The following is an 18,609-nucleotide window of genomic DNA, read 5'->3' on the forward strand; positions in this document are numbered from 1 at the left end:
TGAGGGAAAAAGATGAGACCAGAGAATTTTGTTGCTTTTTTTACTGTTTGTGGTTTTTTTATAGGATTAATGTTTACCATAGTTAATATAGAAGATGCAGTAGAGATAGTTGTATATACTTGTTTGATTACTTTTGTATTTTATGTGTTAATCCATATAGTAATTATGATTTTTGTAGATGTTAATAAAATTAGCGGTAGAAGCTTTAATAAAGAAAAATATGAAAATGAAAATAATAGTTTTATAGCAGAATTAGCTGCAAGAGAAAAGAAAATGGATTACTTGCTTGAAAAACTTCAAGAAGAGCGTGAAGACCTTAAAAAACTTGAAAGCTCTTCAAAAAGAAAAGTAAAACATGCAGCCGCATAATGCCTATGCTTCTACGCTAAAAAAAGAACAAGATGACTTAGTCATCTCTTATATGCCAGCATTAAGAGCTATGGCTTTTAGACTTAAAGAGCGTTTGCCTGCTAGTATTGATGTAAATGATTTAATTAGTATTGGTGTAGAAGAAATGATCAAACTCTCACGCCGTTATGATAAAGAACAAAATGATAATTTTTGGGGTTTTGCAAGAAAAAGAGTCAATGGAGCTATGCTTGATTATCTAAGAAGCCTTGATGTAATGAGTAGAAGCAATAGAAAAATCATCAAAGATATTGACGCTATTATAGATGAGTTTTATCAAGAAAATGAAAAAGAGCCTGATGATGAATATTTAGCACAAAGACTAAATTTAGAAGTAGAAAAAGTAAAAGAAGCAAGAGCAGCTCATGCTATATCGCTTGTTATGCCTTTGGATGAACAGCTAAATTGCTTTAACGATAGTAATATCATAGAACAAATAGAAAAAGAAGAATTAATAGAAAAAATCAATGCAGTTTTGGAAGAATTTAAAGAAAGAGAAAAGCTTGTAATACAGCTTTATTATTATGAAGAATTAAATTTAAAAGAAATCGCAGAGATTTTAGAGATTAGCGAGTCAAGAATTTCACAAATTCATAAGCGTTTGCTTAAGAAGATTAGAGAAAGGCTAGTTTAATGGCTGAGATACTTTCCCAAGAAGAAATTGATGCTCTTTTAGAAGTTGTTGATGATGATAGCGATGAGAGTACAGCTACATCAAAACTAGAAGAAATAGAAGATAAAAGAGATATAGTAGTATATGATTTTAAGCGTCCAAATAGGGTTTCTAAAGAACAGCTTCGTTCTATTAAAGGGATTCATGATAAATTAGCAAGAAATCTTGCTTCTCAAATTTCATCTATGATGAGAAGTATAGTTGAGATTAAACTTCACTCAGTGGATCAAATGACTTATGGTGAGTTTTTGATGTCTTTACCTTCGCCAACAAGCTTTAACGTTTTTTCAATTAAGCCTTTAGATGGAAACTGTGTTTTAGAGATTAATCCAAGTATTGCTTTCCCTATGATAGATAGACTTTTGGGTGGTCAAGGGGAAAGTTTTGACACCTTAAGAGAGCTTACAGAAATCGAGCTTAATTTGCTTGATTCTATTTTGCGTATTATTATGCAAAGACTTAAAGAAAGTTGGATGAATGTTACTGAAATTTATCCAAGCGTAGAAGCAAAAGAATCAAGCCCAAATGTTGTGCAAATTGTTTCTCAAAATGAGATTGTTATCATGGTGGTAATGGAGATTATCATCGGAAATTCAAGCGGTATGGTAAATATTTGTTATCCGGTAGTGCATTTGGAAAGTATTTTGAGCCGTTTGGCAAATCGTGATATTATGATGGGTGAAACTTCGGCTAAAAAGTCAAGAAATAAAGAACTTAAAACCTTGATCGGTCGTGCTGAGGTAATTTATGAAGCTATGCTTGGTAAAACTTTTATCAATGTGAATGAATTTTTAGATTTAAAACAAGGAGATATTTTAAAACTTGATAGAAGTGCAGATGATAAAGCTATAGTTTCTATAGATAAAAAAGAAGTATTTTTAGCTCAAGTTGGACTTCATAGATTTAGAAAGTCGATTAAAATCTTAGAACTTATCAAAACTGATAAAGATGAGATTAAAGAAATGCTTGAAAAATATGAAGATGAAAGAAGAGCAAAAGCAAATTCGTATGATGATAATGAAGAACTAGAAGAGGAAGACGATGATCAATGATTTTTTAGGCATATTCGTCAATGAATGTGTAAGTACAATAGAGGGTTTAACAGGAAAAAGTGCTGAATTTAGTGAGTATTATGAGTATGATGTAAATTCTCAAGATTCTATGACTCCACCGCTAGTTAGTGCTACTTTTAGTGTTAATAGTGAAATGAAAATTAAAATCTTAGCAAGTGCGGTTTTGATGAGTGCAATTGGCGAGTGGATGATGGGAGAAGAAGAAATCTCTAAAAATAGCGAGCTAAATGAAGACGAAATGGACGCAGCTAAAGAAGCTATACAAAATATCATCTCAGCATTTTCTACAACATTGGGTGCACAAAAAGAAATTCCAAAAATGGAATTTAGTTTAGAAAGTTGTGAATTTGTCGCAGGTTCTTTAGAACTTGGCAGTTTTCATAAATTATACTTGTATAATGTCAAAATAGCTGACTTAGAAGAAAAAATTTCTTTAGTTTTTGATGAAAAAATTTATAAAATTTTAACCAAAACTGATTTAGAAGAAATTGTCGCAACAAGCGAAGATCATGTGCAAGATCACAAATCTTTAGCAAATGTTGAAGAATTAAGAAATATTGGTTTGATTATGGATGTACGCCTGCCTATAAGGGTGCGTATAGGTAGTAAAAAAATGCTTTTAAAAGATGTTTTGACTATGGATATAGGCTCAGTAATTGAGCTTGATCAACTAGCAAATGATCCTTTAGAAATTTTAATAGGCGATAAAAAAATTGCTTATGGAGAAGTGGTTATTGTAGATGGAAACTTTGGGGTTCAAATTACTGAGATTGGCTCTAAAAAAGAAAGATTAGAACAACTAAGATGAAAGAATGTATCATTGAAGATATTGTTTATCTTAAAGAATTAGAAAAAATTCAAAAAGGCATAACTTTTTTTGGTTCTGCTCGGTTAAAAGAAGATAATGAGTATTATATTTTAGCTTCAAAACTAGCTCAAAAGTTAGCCGATGAGGGTTATAGTATTATTAGTGGTGGAGGTGGTGGCATTATGCAAGCTGCTAATTATGGAGCTATACAAAGTAAGGCCTCGCATTTAAAATCTTTTGGATTTAACATACATTTACCATTTGAGCAAAAAGCAAATGACTTTTTAGAGTATAATATTACTTTTAAGAGCTTAGCCATTCGCAAAATGGCTCTTATTCAAAAGAGTCTAGCTTTTGTGATTTTCCCAGGCGGCTTTGGGACATTAGATGAATTTTTTGAAATTCTTACTCTTAAACAACTTAGTTTTAAAAAAGATGTTCCTATTATTTTAGTTGGGCAAAAATTTTGGCATACTCTTGATGAATTTATCAAAACTTCTTTACTAGAACTTGGAACTATATCTAAAAATGATGAGTTGAAGTATAGTATAAATGATGATTTAGATGAAATTATAAGAACGATAAAGGAAAAAGATGAAAATTCTTGTTGCAATGAGTGGGGGTGTGGATAGTACTGTAACTGCTTATAAGTTAAAACAAGCAGGACATGAGATCATAGGCTGTTATATGAAGCTTCATGGAAAGCCTAATTATCATGAAGAAAATATACAAAAAGTAGAAAAAGTTGCTAAATTTTTAGACATCAAATATCATATTTTAGACTTACAAGAAGACTTTAAAAATCAAGTTTATATGCCTTTTGTTAATACCTACAAAGAAGGAAAAACACCAAATCCTTGTGCTTTGTGTAATCGCTTTATCAAGCTTGGCAAGCTTTTGGAATTTGCTAAGAGTTTGGGTTGTGAAAAATTAGCCACAGGTCATTATGCAAGGATAGAAAATGGTTTGATTAAAACTGCAGTTGATGAGAGTAAGGATCAAAGCTATTTTTTAGCAAATGCAGATAAAGAGGCTTTGGAGTATTTGATTTTCCCTCTTGGAGAGATGAAAAAAGAAGATGTGAAAAAATTTGCTTTAACCATTGATGTTTTAAAGTCTTTTGCAATACAAAAGGAAAGTTCTGAAATTTGCTTTGTAGAAGACACTTATGTACAAGTTTTAGATCAGTTTATGGATACTAAAATTCCAGGCGTTGTTAGAGATAGTAGCGGTAAAGAAGTAGGAAAACACGAAGGTTATATGCACTATACCATAGGTAAAAGAAGAGGTTTTGAAGTGCGTGGGGCTCATGAGCCACATTTTGTATTAAAAATTGATCCTAAAAAAAATGAAATCATAGTAGGTAAAAAAGAAGAGCTTAAGATAAGTGAATTTAAGCTTGATAATATTAATTTATTTATCGATGCTAAAGAGTTAGATTGTGAAGTAAAAATACGCTATAGGTCAAGATCAACCCCGTGTAAAGTTTTGATTAATGAAGATAAGAGTGCAAAAATCATCTTACAAGAGCCTGTTTATGGGCTTGCTAGCGGGCAAATGGCAGTATTTTATGATAAAGATTTGGTTCTTGCTAGTGGATTTATAAATTAACACCAAAGAGATTACTCTAAATCTCTGTCAAAAGAAGAGAGTTTTTTTAATATTAATATAAGCCTATTTTATTGTATTTGTTTAATAAAAAAAAGAAAATAAGTAGTTTTAGCTACTTATTTTCTGAAGCAACTATTATTTGATTTATTTTTTCCAAAACTTCTGGTATTTTTAAAAGCTCTTCAATGAAATAATTGAAATTTTCTTCCATGTCATTTTTTCGAATATTTATAATTTCTTGATAATCAATATTTAGCAATTGACAGAGCTCTCTGCCGGTCATAATATGTTCTAAATCAAATTCATTTTTCATTCCTTCTCGAATAATTTCTTTGTTGTTTTGATTAAAACAACAAACATAATAATCTGTAGAAAATGGTATTTTTGCTCCAAATTTTTCAGAAAATGTTACAAGATTAGTTTTTTCACCTTTCACTTTTTTTGTATCAAATGTATCCCCATCTTTTAATTCTATTATCTTGCACAATCTATAATCACTAACGATAAAAATTATCATATCTGGCTCAATACCTTTTATTACATGTTTATAATCTTGTGTTTTTTTTAAAATTTTTTTAGTACAAAGAAAGGTTCCTTGATTTATCTCGCTTCTTGTAACTTTTTCAATAAATATGTCTATATTATCAATTGTAGAACATCTATTAATCAATAATTTTTCTAACTCATTACCATTAGAGATTACACAAGCTTGAACTCTTGAAAGAAGTTGTCCTAGCGCATCATTTCCGACAGTTCTTGTGTATCCAGATACTCCACTTTTTTGAACATTTCGTCCTTGTTGATTTGATATTTTACTCATATAAGTCTCCAAATTTTAAATCACATCCTAGAAATTTTCGATTGGTTTCTTCGCAAGCTCTTAAAACAGAGTAGCCTCCGCTAGCAGGATCAACAACAATATCTTCTTCTTGTGTCGTTGCTAAGATTAGTTGTTTTTGAAGCTCTACCGGCTTTGAGTGTGTATGAATTTTGTTATTTATCTTTTCACCCCAAACATCTGGAATATTATGAATATTCCAAGTGGTTTTAGCTTTTCTTGGACTTTTTTGAATTATAATTAGATATTCACATCTTCTTCTAGAGCGGTATCCCATACCAATTTTTTGTTTGTCCCAAGTTATCATATCTACTATTTCAATAGATTTAAAATTACCTATCCAATCTTTACATTCGAACAAATGAAATTTATCTACCCATAGAAATAAATATCCATTAGGTTTTAAAATTTTTTCTATTTGGTTAATAAAAGTTAATATAATTTCTTTTGTCATTTGAGGTAGTTCGGAACGTTCCCTACCTCTACTTTTTCCTTCATTGCCATAAGAAAGTTTGTCTAAAACACCTCTATATTGTGGGTCAAAAAAAACCACTTTTATACTTTCTTTGTCAATTAATTTTAATAATTTTAAGCCATTCATTTTATTTTTTTTATTCATAATAGCTTTGTATGACATTAATGATTTTCCTTTAATTTTTTAAATAAATACAATAGCATTTGTGGAGTTAAAATATCTCCATAATACTTATATCAAACCATAATAGATCAAATTTAAGTAAAATTCCATAAATCACAGCACTAAATAATCCTGCGAAAATTCCTGCTAAAACATCATCTAGCATTACACCTAAACCGCCTTTGGTTTTTTTGTCAATTTTGCCTATAATAGAAGGTTTTGTGATATCAAAAAATCTAAATAAAACAAAAGAAAGTAAAAAAGTAAAAACACTTTGTCCACAAATTGCCAAAGCTAAAAATACTCCTACAACCTCGTCTATTACAATATGCTTGTCATCGTGTTTGCCTGTTTGTTTTTCATATTGGTCGATGATTTTTATAGAAACTAAGAAAAGTAAAATTGCAAGTAAAATTAAAGTTCCTATACCCAAATACCTTAAAATAAAAAAAGCAGGGACTAGTGCTGCTATTGTGCCAAAAGTTCCTGGAGCTTTATTAACACTACCTGAATAAAAAAAAGTTAAAAATAATTTTTGCATAATCACACCATATAAGACATTTGATGAAGTTTTATAAGTTGTTCGTAAAATTCTTTATCGCTTCGATACTCTAAAATACCATGCGTAGGGAAAAGATTGCTATAGATATTTTGTTTATTATGAAAGCGATTAGGGAAAAGCTCAGATAAAATCAAAGCTGAAATTTCTCTTCTTATAAAAACTGCTGGTGGAATGATACCAAGTCTAAGTAAATTTTTTAAAGAATCTCCATGGTATTTCATGTGATGATGGGCACCATGTGGGCATGATTTGGTGCTTACTATCATTTTGCATTTATCACAAAATACGAACTCAGGAAGTATGGTTACTTCTATATTGTAATCTTTTGCAAAGTCATCAAGCACAGTAAAGGCTCTGTTTTGATTAAAAAACATTCCAAGTCCTGCGTGATTTTGTCCTACGAAAAGTTTATTACAATCAAAACTTTTAGCCAAAGCACATTCAAGTACCGGATTTAAATGTGAGGCAAAAATTTTGATATTATGTAAAGGTATGAGTAAAACCCTAGAAGATGGTAGATAATTTTGCGCAAAAATATCAAAGCAACGCTTTTTAAGTTTTAAGCTTAAGCCATTGTTTTCATAAGATTCTATGAGGAAGATAATCACTAGATCAGATTGTTCTATAGCCCATCTTAAAATTCTCTCATGGGCTCTATGAAAAGGATCAAAACTTGAGACAATAGCTGTGATATTAGAAGGATTGAGTCTTTTTTTAATTTTTTCAAAATCTTCTTTAATAGCTTTGATATGATTATGATAAATTTCAAATTCTCCACTAATGCAAGTTTCCCCAAAGTCTTGAATCAAACAAGCATTAGGCCTAAAAATATCATTACTATTTTTATCATTTTCAAATTTACTTTCTAAAATGATATGTCCTATGGTTTTATCATTGCAGATAAAGTCTATTTTGTCGCCCACTTTTGCACTTTCTAAAATTGTGTTATTTTCTTTTGTGCTAGCGGGTGCAAAGGTTAGAGTATAAGGAATTTTTTGATTATGAATCATTCCTGTAGCTAGGACTTCATCTCTTTCTTTTTGATTCATTAACTTAGTAAAAAAACCAAAAATTCCTTCTTTGATAAAGCATAAAACTTCGTATTCTTCTTCTGAGATTACAATACTATTTTTTCTTTGTAATGCCATATTTTTTCCTTTTTTCCCACAAAGACTTTCTTGAAATTCCTAACTTTTTAGATAAATCCGTATCAGGAAAGATATTTTGATAACTAATGATAATATGTTTAACATAATCATCAATGGTTAAAATCCCATTGCTTTCAAAGCTTTTTTCATCTTCGCCTAGCTCTAAAATTTGGAAATCACTATGCTCAATATTCGCATTTGTATGTATAATAACAGCTTTTTTTAAAGCAAGATTTAACACCTTTTCTTTTTCTAAAGGTTTTAAGGTTTGAAAATTGACTAAATAATATAAAGAATTATCCTTAAAAATCTTATCTAAATTTTGTTGGTGCGAAAGATCTATGTAGATATTTGCGATATTGTGTTCATTAGTATAATTAAATACAAAATGATCTGCAAAAATTTGATTGTTGGTTTTTAAAATCAAAGGCAGTTTGAATTTTTTATAATCAAAATTTGGTAATTTTGCTGTTTCAAATTTATGTTTTAAGTAAGATCGATAAGTATGATTTAAAATATTTATTTTTTTAAATTCTTGAAAATGCTTGATTTTGCGCATTAATTCTTCTATCATGAAAGGCTTTTGTATGTAGTCACTTGCACCAGCTTTTAATGGTGCTAAAACAGTATCTGAGCTTATGTAAGATATAAGCAAAATAATGATTTTATGCTTAAAAATTTCTATAATATGTTCAAAATTAGCCATACTAGTAGAAAGTAAAATAATCTCATAATCATGATGAGCAAGTTCATTAACATTTGCGATAATATCACAATCATAACCTATAGAATTAAGCTTTGAACCTATACTTTGGGCTAAATAAAATTCATTTTCTACTATTAAAACTTTCATAATTTCATCCAATCAAAATATTTTAAATTTACACTTGCTAAAACCGCAATCCCTTCTTTTCTTCCTACAAATCCTAGGTGTTCTGTGGTGGTAGCTTTGATATTGATTTTATTAGGCGTAGTTTTTAATGTTTTAGCGATATTAAAAGTAATAGCTTCTTTAAAATCTTTCATCTTAGGTGTTTGAGCTATGATGGTAATATCAGCATTTACAAGCTCAAAACCATAATTTTGCACTAAAGTATAAGCGCTTTGTAATAAAAGCATAGAATCAGCATTTTTATACTGCATATCATTATCTGGGAAAAGTTCGCCAATATCTCCAAGTCCTGCTGCACCCAAAAGTGCATCAATTAGCGCATGAGCTAATACATCTCCATCAGAATGAGCTTTTAAGCCCATACTTTCATGCACTTTTACTCCACCTAAAAGTAAAGCTCTTTGTTCTCCAAATTCATGTACATCAAAGCCATTTCCATTAAAAATATCCAAAGATGGTTTTGGTAAATTTAAGCTTTTCAAATCTTCTTTAAAGGTAATTTTTTTAGCTAGCTCATCACCTTGTACGTACCAAATTTTACCACCAATAGCTTGTATAGCTGTGCTATCATCAGTGAAATTTGAGCTTTGCTCTAAAGCTTTTTTTAGCATACTTGTATGCGAAAGTTGAGGGGTTTGTATGAGTTTGATTCTATCTCTATCGATAGCTTCTTGAGCATAAATTGTAGTATCACTTACTTTTAAAATAGGTGTAATGCAATCAGCTTTGTCATGATTTTCTATGATATTGTTAAAAAGATTTTTAGAAATCAAAACTCTTGCAACATCACTAACTAAAACATATTCACTCTCAACCATGCTTAAAGCATTGAGTAAAGATTGTGCTCTAGTTGCACCACCTTGAACAAATTTGTATTCAGGGGCAAATTTTTTCATATAAGAAATATTACCAGAAGTAACAACTATTTGTTTAAAAGGATAAAAAGAACTTAAATTTTTAGTAGCATAAAGCCATAAAGGTTGTTCGCCTAGTCGTAAAAACTGCTTTTTTACCGGAGCATTAAATCTTGATGATTCTCCCGCAGATAGCATTATCAAGGAAATATCTAACATTTGTTACACCTTAATTTCTTATTAATGTTACGATATTATACACCATAAAAGCCAAAATTTATATTTATGTTAGTAGAATTAATCATTTTAAATAACAAGGAGAAAAATTGAAGGAAAAAATTGAAGAAAGATTAAAACAAGTTATATATCCAGGATTTAAAAAAGATATAGTTAGTTTTGGTTTTGTAAAAAAAATTGAATCAAATGAAAATCAAGCTCATATTGTAGTTGAAATTGTTTCAGCTAATGCTCAAATTGCACAAGAGCTTAGACTAAATATTGCAAATGCTTTAAAAGATTTAAATTTAGAGCTTAATTTAGAAATCATACAGCCAAAAATTCCTGAAGAAAAAAGCAATTCAAGAAGTGGCAAAAATATCGCTCCGCAAATTAAAAATTTCCTTATGATTTCAAGTGGTAAAGGCGGGGTAGGTAAAAGTACTACAACTTTAAATTTGGCTATTTCTTTAGCTAAAATGGGTAAAAGAGTGGGACTTTTAGACGCAGATATTTATGGACCAAATATACCAAGAATGCTTGGCGAGAGTAAAAGCAAACCTGAAATTGTAGGTCAAAAAATTCGTCCTATTTTATCTCATGGTGTTTATATGATGAGTATGGGTGTGTTAATAGAAGAAGGAAAAGGTTTGATGTGGCGTGGTTCTATGATCATGAAGGCAATTGAGCAACTTTTAGCTGATGTGCTTTGGCCTGAACTTGATGTATTATTACTTGATATGCCTCCTGGAACCGGTGATGCGCAAATTACCTTAGCTCAAAGCGTGCCAGTGAGTGCAGGTGTGTGTGTAAGTACTCCTCAAGTAGTATCTTTAGATGATAGCAAAAGAGCGCTAGATATGTTTGAAAAATTACACATTCCTGTTGCAGGTATTATAGAAAATATGAGTGGCTTTTTATGTCCTGATAATGGTAAAGAATATAATATCTTTGGTAAAGGTACCACAGAAGAAATGGCAAAAGCTTATAAGTGTGATGTTTTAGCTCAAATTCCTATCGAAATGAGTGTAAGAGAAGGTGGAGATAGTGGTAAGCCTGTAAGTTTTTATATGCCCGAGAGTGTAAGTTCAAAAAGATATTTGCAAGCTGCTGAAAAAATTTGGGAATTTATAGAAAAGGTTAATCAAGAAGGTAAAGTAGATAATTCAGCTATTCAACCTGTAATGAATGGCAAAAGTGCGTGCTCGCAATAAGGAGGAAAATATGCCAATAGAAAGTAAAGAAGAATTTTTAAATTTAATCAAGCAAATCGAACAAAGGATTAATTATAAAAAGCCTAAAGCTTTTGCTATAGCAAGACTTGATCTAAGTCAAGTTGATCCTAGTAAAAAACTTCAAGCTAATTTTGGTGTGATTAATTTTGAGCAAAATTATGCTGCTGCAGCTGTTATGTTTGAAGCTTTTTTTAGAAGAGGGGTTGATGTTGATTTTAATGAAAGTGAGTTTGTGGCTACTTTGATTAAAGAAGATTTGGATTTTGCACTTGAATGCTTTGCGCCATTTTTGCAAGAGCAAGGTCATAAAAATATAGAAGCAATCAAAGCAGCCAAGGAAAATTTTAGAGAAAATGCTTTTTCTTTTGTTTGTATTTTTGAAGATGAGGCACCAAAAAGTTTAGAAAGTGTGTATTTAAAACTTTACTTGCTTTCAAATAAAAAAGTACCTTTAAGAAGCTTAAATTTAACAGGTGCTTTTGGGATTTTACCAAATGTTGCATGGAGTGATAATAAGCCTATTGATTTAGACTTTTTAAGAGAAAATGAGATTGATTTAAAAATGAGTGGAAGATATCCAAGCATTGATTATGTAGATAAATTTCCAAGATTTTTAGCCCATATCATTCCTGAGGATAATACTAGAATTTTAGAAAGTTCTAAAGTAAGAATGGGTGCGGTTTTAGCTGCAGGCACTACTATAATGCCAGGGGCTGCTTATGTGAATTTTAATGCAGGTACAACCGGTGCTTGTATGGTAGAAGGGCGTATTAGTTCTTCGGCTGTAGTAGGTGAGGGAAGTGATGTAGGAGGTGGTGCCTCTATACTTGGTGTTTTAAGTGGTACAAGTGGAAATGCTATTAGTGTAGGTAAAGCTTGTCTTTTGGGTGCAAATTCAGTTACAGGAATTCCTTTAGGGGATAACTGTATCGTTGATGCAGGTATTGCTGTTTTAGAAGGGACTAAATTTGCTTTAAAAAATAAAGAAGAACTTCAAAAAATCAATCCTGATTTTAACTTTGATAAAGATATATATAAAGGTTTAGAATTAGCAGGGCTAAATGGCTTGCATTTTAGACAAGATTCACAAAGTGGAGTAATGATAGTAGCTTTTAATAAAAAGGCTGTAAAACTTAATGAAGATTTACATTAATTCTTAGCCCTTATGGGTTAAGAATTTTAAATAATTCGTGTAGTTTATAAATGCACACACTAGGGTGATGTTTAATGCTTCCTGTGTGTAGTAAAATCTCTTTACTATCTTTTTTATAAAGTTTTTGTACAAAATTAAAATTCCACCATTTGTAAGTTTTGAAATTTAAATTATGGGTAGTATTTATATGAAAATTTATATAAGAGTGGTTTTGAAAATTTTGTTTTAAACCAGGTGCTTGAAAGGCATAGACTTCTTTTACTGCTTTAGGAAAAGTTCTTGCAAAAGTTTGAGCTAAATATCCTCCTAAAGAATGCCCTATGATGATAAGATTTTTATCAATGGTGTATTTTTGCTTGAGTTGATTGTAAAAATAATGCATAGATTGAATTTGGTCTTTTGGAGTTTTATTAAGTAAAATCAAAAAATCACTATAAAAATCTTTAAAATCAAAACATAAAGGATTTAAATCACTCCCTGCAAAAGCTAAAATATAGTTTTTTATTTTTTTATCATAAATAAAACTAGCTCTAAAACCCATTTTAGATTGAGGGTGTGCTTCGTTGATGTGTTCAAGTATTTCATAATTTTTTACAAATTTTAAGGCTAAAAATGCATTATTTAAGCCACCTACAGGTATTTTTTCCTTTTTATAAAAAGGATTAGTTAAGGCTTTTATAATGGCTTTGTGTTTTTGTAAATCTTCTTTTTGCAAGCTTTGGTTTAAATATACATTAGCACAATAAGCTACTAGGCTATAATCATATAATTTTTGTAATAAATTGATATTTTTTTCAAAATGAGTATGGAGTTTTAATAAGAGTAGTTTTTCTTGAGAGGTTAAATTTGTTTTTTGACTTAAAGCAATAAAGCTTTGCAAGTCAAAAAACATTATAAATTCTTACATAGAGCAAGTATTTTGGATAGTTGAATTAAGCATCCAAAGAGCTTTTTCATATTTTGCAATATTTTCTTGAGCAAATGCTGCTGTTGTAGTATCGCTTGCTTTTTCAGCTTCTTCATTTAGTTTTTTAAATTCAGCTAAAAGATATTTATAATCTTCTTTAATAAGCTCTAAAACTTCTATTGGAGTAAAGCAGTCTTTTTGAACCTTAGGTGCTTTTGCATTTTCTAGTAATATTTTTGGGCAAACGATAGCTTTTTCTCCTAGTTGTAAAGATCTCTCAGCACAATCATCAAAAAGCTCTGCCATTTCTTCGTAAGCTTTTTCTGTATATTCATGAATTGAGAAAAATTGTAAACCTTTTACATTCCAGTGGTAATTATGAAATTTAATCCATAAACTATGAGCATCCGCTTGTAATTGTAATAATTGTTTTGTTACTGACATGTTATCTCCTTTTTTTATTTTTAAAAATTATAACATAAAATTCTTAAATAATAATTATTATTATATAATAAATTTTAATATTAATAATTATTATATTTTCATTATACTCTTTTTTTACAATAAAGCAAATTTATTTACTTAACATATTTTTGAGTATTAATTTTCCTACTTCAACACCAGGTTGATCATAAGTATTAATTCCAAGCATAATGCCACAAGCTGAGGTAAATAGTTCATAATAATACATCAAATACCCACAATGATAAGCATCTAATCTTTCCAGCTCTATCACATCAACACTTAAATTTTCAGCAATTAATGCATGCATGGTTGCATCACATTGAGCGTTTAAAAGATCATGTAAATTGACTTCATTGGTAAAATCACAATTTCGCAAATGATTAAAGCTTATATTTGGAATACTAGGGGATTTTTGACTATCTTTGATTTTTAAAAAAGTAACAGTTTTGTCTTTTGGTCCATCCATGATAAGTTGTAAAAAGCTATGCTGATCTCTAGCACCAATTAAAGCAATAGGAGTTAAACCTATGCGTTTAAAGCCTTGTTTTTTGCCTAGACTTTCAGCAATTAGTTGAATATACCATTCATTAAAGCCCCTAAAAGCATCTCCATAAGAAAAAAGCACATTAATATGTGCACTTTTATGCGTGCAGTAATGATAAGCTTTTTGCAAAATTTGATCACATTTTTTCTCAAAAAAATCCACATAACAAGCTTTTGCACCTTCTAATAAGGCTTTAGTATCATAACCACAAAAGCTCAAAGGAACAATACCAATAGCAGATAAAACACTAAATCTACCCCCTACATTTTTAGGTATAAAAAAACATTTTATATTCAATTCTTCACCTAGTTTGTGAAGTTTTGATTCAAAATCAGTAATAAACACAAAATTTTCATGTAAATTTTCATTTTTAAAATTAAAATGAGCAATGATGAGTTTAAATAAAGAAATTACTTCTATAGTTGTGCCTGATTTACTTGCTATGATGAAAAGTGTTTTTTTTGGGTTTATTTTTTGTATAGTTTTGGTAAAAGTATGCGAAGAGGTATTATCTATAATGAAAAGTTTTTTTTCTTCTACTTGATCAAACAAAAGCTCCTTTAAAGCTTTAACCCCACAGCTTGATCCACCCATACCTACCAAAATAATGTTTTCTATATGAGCCTTAGTTGCGATAAATTCTTTGCTTTCTTTAATTAAATCAAAACTTGTATCAACTAAGTGATAATACCCTACATCACCACTTTCTAACTCATCATTCATTCTATTTGCATAAGCGGTAATTTTTTTAAAATCTTGGGTTTTAAAAAATAAAGTATTATTTAGCATTTTTACTTTTCTCATAAAAATAATTTGTCGCTTCAACAAAGCCTTCTACACTTCCACAATCAAATCTTTTTCCTTTAAATTTATAAGCTAAAACCATATTATTAGTTGCTTGTGAAAGTAATGCATCAGTGAGTTGAATTTCTCCATTTTTACCTGCTTTAGTATTTTCTAAAATACCAAAAATATCAGGCGTTAGAATGTATCTTCCTATGATAGCTAAATTACTTGGAGCATCTTTTGGATCAGGTTTTTCTATCATAGAATTCACCATGATTAAATCCTCTTCTACGGCATTTCCAGCTATAACCCCATAATTTGAAACTTGATTAGCTTCAACTTCCATCACAGCTATAACAGAGCAGCGGTATTTTTCATAAATTTTTACCATTTGAGCTAGGACATTTACTCCATCTTCATTTACACATAAATCATCGGCTAAAATTACCCCAAAAGCTTCATCTTGCACTAAAGGTTTTGCTCTTAAAACCGCATCTCCTAAGCCTCTCATTTCATTTTGTCTTGTAAAAGTAAAAGTACAACGATCTATAAGTGTTCTTATTTCACTTAAAAGATATTCTTTTTTAGTACCTGCGATTTGGTGTTCAAGTTCATAAGAAATATCAAAATAATCTTCCAAAGCTCTTTTTCCGCGTCCTGTAACAAAACCCATAGTTTCCATGCCAGCTTCTAAAGCCTCATCTACACCATAGTGAATTAAAGGTTTAGTTAGTATAGGTAGCATTTCTTTAGGTAGGGTTTTTGTAACAGGTAAAAATCTAGTACCATAACCTGCTGCAGGAAAAATACAAGTTTGAAGCATAGTTTATCCTTAAATTTCTATAAGTTGTATTGATTATAATTTCATTTAAATATTATAACTAATTTAAGGAAAAAATGAAAACCATTGACCAAGTTTATCAAGCAAAAATAGAAATCAAAAAATCAACTTTTTTGTCTTTTTTATGTCCTTTTGAGGATTTTCAAGAATTAATGCAAAAGCTAAGAAGTGAGCATTTAAAAGCTGTACATTTTGTATATGCTTATAGGTATTTAAATGAATTTGATCAAATTGTAGAAGATAAAAGTGATGATGGTGAGCCAAAAGGAACTTCTGCAATGCCTTGCTTAAATGTATTAAGGGGGGCTTTACTTGTTAATTGTGCAGTGATTGTGGTGCGTTATTTTGGAGGGATTAAACTTGGCACGGGTGGGCTTGTAAGAGCTTATAGTGAAGCAACAAATGAAGTTGTTTTAAATGCAACGCTTTTGGAGTTTGAAGCCAAAAATATTTTAAATTTAAACATTCCTTTTCATCTTTATGCAAGATTTGAGCATTTTTTAAATAAAAATAACATCTCTTATGAAAAAAAATTTCAAGAAAATGTTAAGTTGATTTTGAGTGTTAATGCAAAAGAAGAAGAGAAATTTAAAAAATTTGCAAAAGAGTTTGAATTTAGCGGACTTGTTTGGAAGTAAGCACTTGCTTACTTCATTTTTATAAAGAACTTAAAAGATCTTTTACCATATCTTTTTGTGGTTCTTGTTTTTCTTCTATATTAGCTTGCATAGGAGTTTCGTTTTGTCCTCTAAAACGATAATTATAAATATTTGACATATTTGAGCTAAAAATTCCTGTGCTAAATTGATCCTGACTCATAGCTTTTGAAAAAAGCTCATCAAGTTTTATGCTTTGCTCGTTTAAATTTTCGCTATTGTTTTGACTAAGTAAAGACATAAAGTCTTCATTAGCTCCTTGAGTACTTTTATAAGTACTACTTTGACCATATCCATACTCTTTAACCGATAAATTATCATGGTTAACTTGCATGTTTTCTCCTTTCAAAATATTACAAGGAAAAAACAAGCAAAAATCATTCCCTAATCACCATGAGTTGGGTGGTATTCAGCTTCTATTTCGTTGTTTTTGATAAACTCTTCTCTAGCTTTATTGCAACGCTCATCTCTTAATTTTCTATAAGCATTTCTACTTTCTAATTCTTGAGGCTTTAAAGGGCGATCTTCTAGAAATGAAATGTGAAAATAAGTATCATCTTCTTTGCTGAATTTTTCATAAAATTCCACATAGTCAAAATAATCTTTTTCACTTTGAAAATCAATACTTTCTTCTACATAAATAGTTGGACCAAAACCTCTGTGATTTTGAGTAAAATGTCCAAAACCAGCTGCGTATTTTATCTTAAACGAATTCATTCTAAACCTCCTAAAAATTCGTCATAACTTCCTTTGAAATCTGTTAATTTCCCATTTTCTAAAAACCATATACGATTGGCAAAAGCACTAATTAGCTCTCTATCGTGGCTTATGCATATCACACAACCTTTGAAATTATACAAAGCTTCACCTAATGCAATAATACTTTCAAGATCTAAATGATTATCTGGTTCATCTAAAAGCAAGAAATTTCCACGCTCTAACATTAACTTTGAAAGCATTAAGCGATGTTTTTCGCCTCCGCTTAAGCTAGAAGCCATTTTTTCTTGATCGCTTCCGCTAAAGAGCATTCTACCAAGACATTTGCGAATTTCATCTAAATCTTTGAATTTTTCACTCATTAGCCATTCATAAAGTTTCAAATCTTCATTAATTAAATTTGTCGTATCTTGTGAAAAATATCCCATTTCTATAGTAGCACCAAGATGAATGTGACCATTATCAGGTTCTAATTTTGATGCAATGATTTTGGCTAAAGTACTTTTCCCAACGCCATTTGCACCGATTAAGGCTATTTTATCACCTTTTTCTAATTTTAATTCTAAATTTTCAAATAAAGTTTTATCATAAGCCTTGCTAATACCTTTTAATTCTAAAACTTCATTTCCTATTTCTCTATTAGTTCTAAAAACTATACTAGGATCACGCCTGCTTGAAGTTTTAATCTCTTCAAGCTCAAGTTTTTCTAAAGCTTTAGCTCTACTTGTAGCTTGTTTAGCTTTTGAAGCATTAGCACTAAAACGGCGTATGAAATTTTCTAGTTCTTCTCTTTCTTTTAAGGTTTTATCGCGTTTGAGTTCAGCTTGTTTGGCAAGTAAGGTTGAAGCCATGTACCAATCATCATAGTTTCCAGCAAAATCGCGTATTTGTTTAAAATCCACATCTAAAATTCTTGTACAAACTTTATTTAAAAAATGTCTATCATGGCTAATTACTACTAAAGTTCCCTCATGTCTTAAAAGCTCATTTTCAAGCCAAGAAATAGCTTCTAAGTCAAGGTTGTTTGTAGGCTCATCTAAAAATAATACATCAGCACCTAAAAATAACACTTGAGCTAGTAAAACCTTAAATTTATCTGCACTTTGTAAAGTACTCATTAAAGCGTTAAAGTCTTTGATTTTCAAAGAGCTAAGAATTTTTTCACATCTAAGCTCGCAATCATAATTTGGATCTTCTTCTGCTGTTATGATTTCAAGCTCGCTTAATCTATCATTGATTTCATCGGTAAATTCTTCACTCATATAAAGTTTTTCTTTTTCTTTTAGTGCATCGTATAATCTTTTATTTGCACACATTACCGCATCTTTGATGGTGTAGTTTTCAAAAGCAAATTGATCTTGACCTAAAACAGCTATTTTTAAATTTGGATCTATGCAAATTTCTCCACTACTTGATTCTATTTCGCCTGAAAGAATTTTTAAAAAAGTTGATTTTCCTGCACCATTTGCACCTATAAGTCCATATCTTTCACCGCGATTTAATTTTAAATTTACATCTTCAAATAAAAGTTGGTTTGCAAAACGCATAGTGAGATTTTTAACTTCTACCATGAATATTCCTAAGT

Annotated in this window: 22 protein-coding genes; 9 read left to right on the plus strand and 13 right to left on the minus strand. The window is 30.1% G+C overall.

Going from position 1 to position 18,609, the window contains the following annotated elements; genetic code table 11:
- The first annotated feature begins 12 nt into the window (after window positions 1–12).
- From CORN_RS01190 to mnmA, 6 genes are read left to right on the plus strand one after another with little or no spacing between them, the layout of a single operon-like run.
- Window positions 13–369 (plus strand): hypothetical protein, encoded by a 357-nt coding sequence (locus CORN_RS01190; RefSeq protein ID WP_039617428.1) that lies wholly within the window; start codon window positions 13–15, stop codon window positions 367–369.
- Complete coding sequence (locus CORN_RS01195; protein ID WP_039627867.1) at window positions 356–1,042, plus strand: RNA polymerase sigma factor FliA; 687 nt, start codon at window positions 356–358, stop codon at window positions 1,040–1,042. Before CORN_RS01190 ends, CORN_RS01195 begins: the two co-directional genes overlap by 14 nt.
- On the plus strand, window positions 1,042–2,133 hold the full coding sequence (gene fliM / locus CORN_RS01200; RefSeq protein ID WP_066007390.1) for a flagellar motor switch protein FliM: 1,092 nt from the start codon (window positions 1,042–1,044) through the stop codon (window positions 2,131–2,133). The genes CORN_RS01195 and fliM overlap by 1 nt, the downstream gene beginning before the upstream one ends.
- Entirely contained in the window at window positions 2,123–2,962 is an 840-nt protein-coding gene (fliY, locus tag CORN_RS01205) for a flagellar motor switch protein FliY (protein ID WP_066007385.1), read from the plus strand. The genes fliM and fliY overlap by 11 nt, the downstream gene beginning before the upstream one ends.
- Window positions 2,959–3,594, plus strand: coding sequence for an LOG family protein (locus CORN_RS01210; protein WP_066007383.1), 636 nt, complete (start codon window positions 2,959–2,961; stop codon window positions 3,592–3,594). The genes fliY and CORN_RS01210 overlap by 4 nt, the downstream gene beginning before the upstream one ends.
- Window positions 3,557–4,573: a tRNA 2-thiouridine(34) synthase MnmA gene (mnmA, locus tag CORN_RS01215; RefSeq protein WP_066007381.1), complete on the plus strand. Its 1,017-nt coding sequence runs from the start codon at window positions 3,557–3,559 to the stop codon at window positions 4,571–4,573. The genes CORN_RS01210 and mnmA overlap by 38 nt, the downstream gene beginning before the upstream one ends.
- A gap of 112 nt (window positions 4,574–4,685) precedes the next feature.
- Here mnmA and CORN_RS01220 read toward each other — a convergent pair whose 3' ends face one another.
- Genes CORN_RS01220 through CORN_RS01245 form a run of 6 tightly spaced genes read right to left on the minus strand, consistent with a single transcriptional unit; the run spans window position 4,686 to window position 9,723 of the window.
- On the minus strand, window positions 4,686–5,393 hold the full coding sequence (locus CORN_RS01220; protein WP_066007379.1) for a restriction endonuclease: 708 nt from the start codon (window positions 5,391–5,393) through the stop codon (window positions 4,686–4,688).
- On the minus strand, window positions 5,386–6,048 hold the full coding sequence (locus tag CORN_RS01225) for a DNA methyltransferase (RefSeq protein ID WP_066007378.1): 663 nt from the start codon (window positions 6,046–6,048) through the stop codon (window positions 5,386–5,388). The genes CORN_RS01220 and CORN_RS01225 overlap by 8 nt, the downstream gene beginning before the upstream one ends.
- A 49-nt stretch (window positions 6,049–6,097) precedes the next feature.
- Window positions 6,098–6,589 (minus strand): phosphatidylglycerophosphatase A family protein, encoded by a 492-nt coding sequence (locus CORN_RS01230; RefSeq protein WP_066007376.1) that lies wholly within the window; start codon window positions 6,587–6,589, stop codon window positions 6,098–6,100.
- 2 nt (window positions 6,590–6,591) lie between these two features.
- The gene (locus CORN_RS01235; RefSeq protein WP_066007374.1) at window positions 6,592–7,758 is read right to left on the minus strand and encodes a sulfate adenylyltransferase; all 1,167 of its coding nucleotides are present in this window, start codon (window positions 7,756–7,758) and stop codon (window positions 6,592–6,594) included.
- A complete protein-coding gene (locus CORN_RS01240) occupies window positions 7,736–8,611 on the minus strand; it encodes a DNA-binding transcriptional response regulator (RefSeq protein ID WP_066007373.1) in 876 nt (291 codons plus the stop codon). The genes CORN_RS01235 and CORN_RS01240 overlap by 23 nt, the downstream gene beginning before the upstream one ends.
- On the minus strand, window positions 8,608–9,723 hold the full coding sequence (locus tag CORN_RS01245) for a bifunctional 2-C-methyl-D-erythritol 4-phosphate cytidylyltransferase/2-C-methyl-D-erythritol 2,4-cyclodiphosphate synthase (protein WP_066007371.1): 1,116 nt from the start codon (window positions 9,721–9,723) through the stop codon (window positions 8,608–8,610). Before CORN_RS01245 ends, CORN_RS01240 begins: the two co-directional genes overlap by 4 nt.
- A gap of 107 nt (window positions 9,724–9,830) precedes the next feature.
- Here CORN_RS01245 and CORN_RS01250 point away from each other — a divergent pair, with 107 nt between their 5' ends.
- Both CORN_RS01250 and CORN_RS01255 read left to right on the plus strand, forming a co-directional pair.
- Window positions 9,831–10,934: an Mrp/NBP35 family ATP-binding protein gene (locus CORN_RS01250; protein ID WP_066007369.1), complete on the plus strand. Its 1,104-nt coding sequence runs from the start codon at window positions 9,831–9,833 to the stop codon at window positions 10,932–10,934.
- 10 nt (window positions 10,935–10,944) lie between these two features.
- On the plus strand, window positions 10,945–12,108 hold the full coding sequence (locus tag CORN_RS01255; protein ID WP_066007367.1) for a tetrahydrodipicolinate N-succinyltransferase N-terminal domain-containing protein: 1,164 nt from the start codon (window positions 10,945–10,947) through the stop codon (window positions 12,106–12,108).
- A gap of 10 nt (window positions 12,109–12,118) precedes the next feature.
- On the opposite strand, the gene CORN_RS01260 is transcribed toward CORN_RS01255, so the two are convergent.
- The 4 genes from CORN_RS01260 to galU form a co-directional block, all read right to left on the minus strand.
- A complete protein-coding gene (locus tag CORN_RS01260; protein WP_094750283.1) occupies window positions 12,119–13,000 on the minus strand; it encodes a Tle-like phospholipase domain-containing protein in 882 nt (293 codons plus the stop codon).
- Between the two features lie 9 nt (window positions 13,001–13,009).
- Window positions 13,010–13,459, minus strand: a complete 450-nt coding sequence (locus tag CORN_RS01265; RefSeq protein ID WP_066007365.1) for a Dps family protein — start codon at window positions 13,457–13,459, stop codon at window positions 13,010–13,012.
- A gap of 130 nt (window positions 13,460–13,589) precedes the next feature.
- Entirely contained in the window at window positions 13,590–14,813 is a 1,224-nt protein-coding gene (locus CORN_RS01270; protein WP_066007533.1) for a glucose-6-phosphate isomerase, read from the minus strand.
- Entirely contained in the window at window positions 14,803–15,633 is an 831-nt protein-coding gene (galU, locus tag CORN_RS01275; protein WP_066007364.1) for a UTP--glucose-1-phosphate uridylyltransferase GalU, read from the minus strand. Before galU ends, CORN_RS01270 begins: the two co-directional genes overlap by 11 nt.
- A 74-nt stretch (window positions 15,634–15,707) precedes the next feature.
- Here galU and CORN_RS01280 point away from each other — a divergent pair, with 74 nt between their 5' ends.
- Window positions 15,708–16,289, plus strand: coding sequence for an IMPACT family protein (locus CORN_RS01280; RefSeq protein ID WP_066007363.1), 582 nt, complete (start codon window positions 15,708–15,710; stop codon window positions 16,287–16,289).
- A 19-nt stretch (window positions 16,290–16,308) separates the two neighbouring features.
- Here CORN_RS01280 and CORN_RS01285 read toward each other — a convergent pair whose 3' ends face one another.
- The 3 genes from CORN_RS01285 to CORN_RS01295 are packed head-to-tail and all read right to left on the minus strand — an operon-like array spanning window position 16,309 to window position 18,595.
- Window positions 16,309–16,641, minus strand: a complete 333-nt coding sequence (locus tag CORN_RS01285) for a hypothetical protein (RefSeq protein WP_066007360.1) — start codon at window positions 16,639–16,641, stop codon at window positions 16,309–16,311.
- Between the two features lie 50 nt (window positions 16,642–16,691).
- Window positions 16,692–17,024, minus strand: coding sequence for a hypothetical protein (locus tag CORN_RS01290; protein ID WP_066007359.1), 333 nt, complete (start codon window positions 17,022–17,024; stop codon window positions 16,692–16,694).
- Complete coding sequence (locus CORN_RS01295) at window positions 17,021–18,595, minus strand: ABC-F family ATP-binding cassette domain-containing protein (RefSeq protein ID WP_066007358.1); 1,575 nt, start codon at window positions 18,593–18,595, stop codon at window positions 17,021–17,023. The genes CORN_RS01290 and CORN_RS01295 overlap by 4 nt, the downstream gene beginning before the upstream one ends.
- Window positions 18,596–18,609: the final 14 nt, after the last annotated feature.

It is taken from the genome of Campylobacter ornithocola (genome assembly GCF_013201605.1).
GTDB lineage: Bacteria > Campylobacterota > Campylobacteria > Campylobacterales > Campylobacteraceae > Campylobacter_D > Campylobacter_D ornithocola.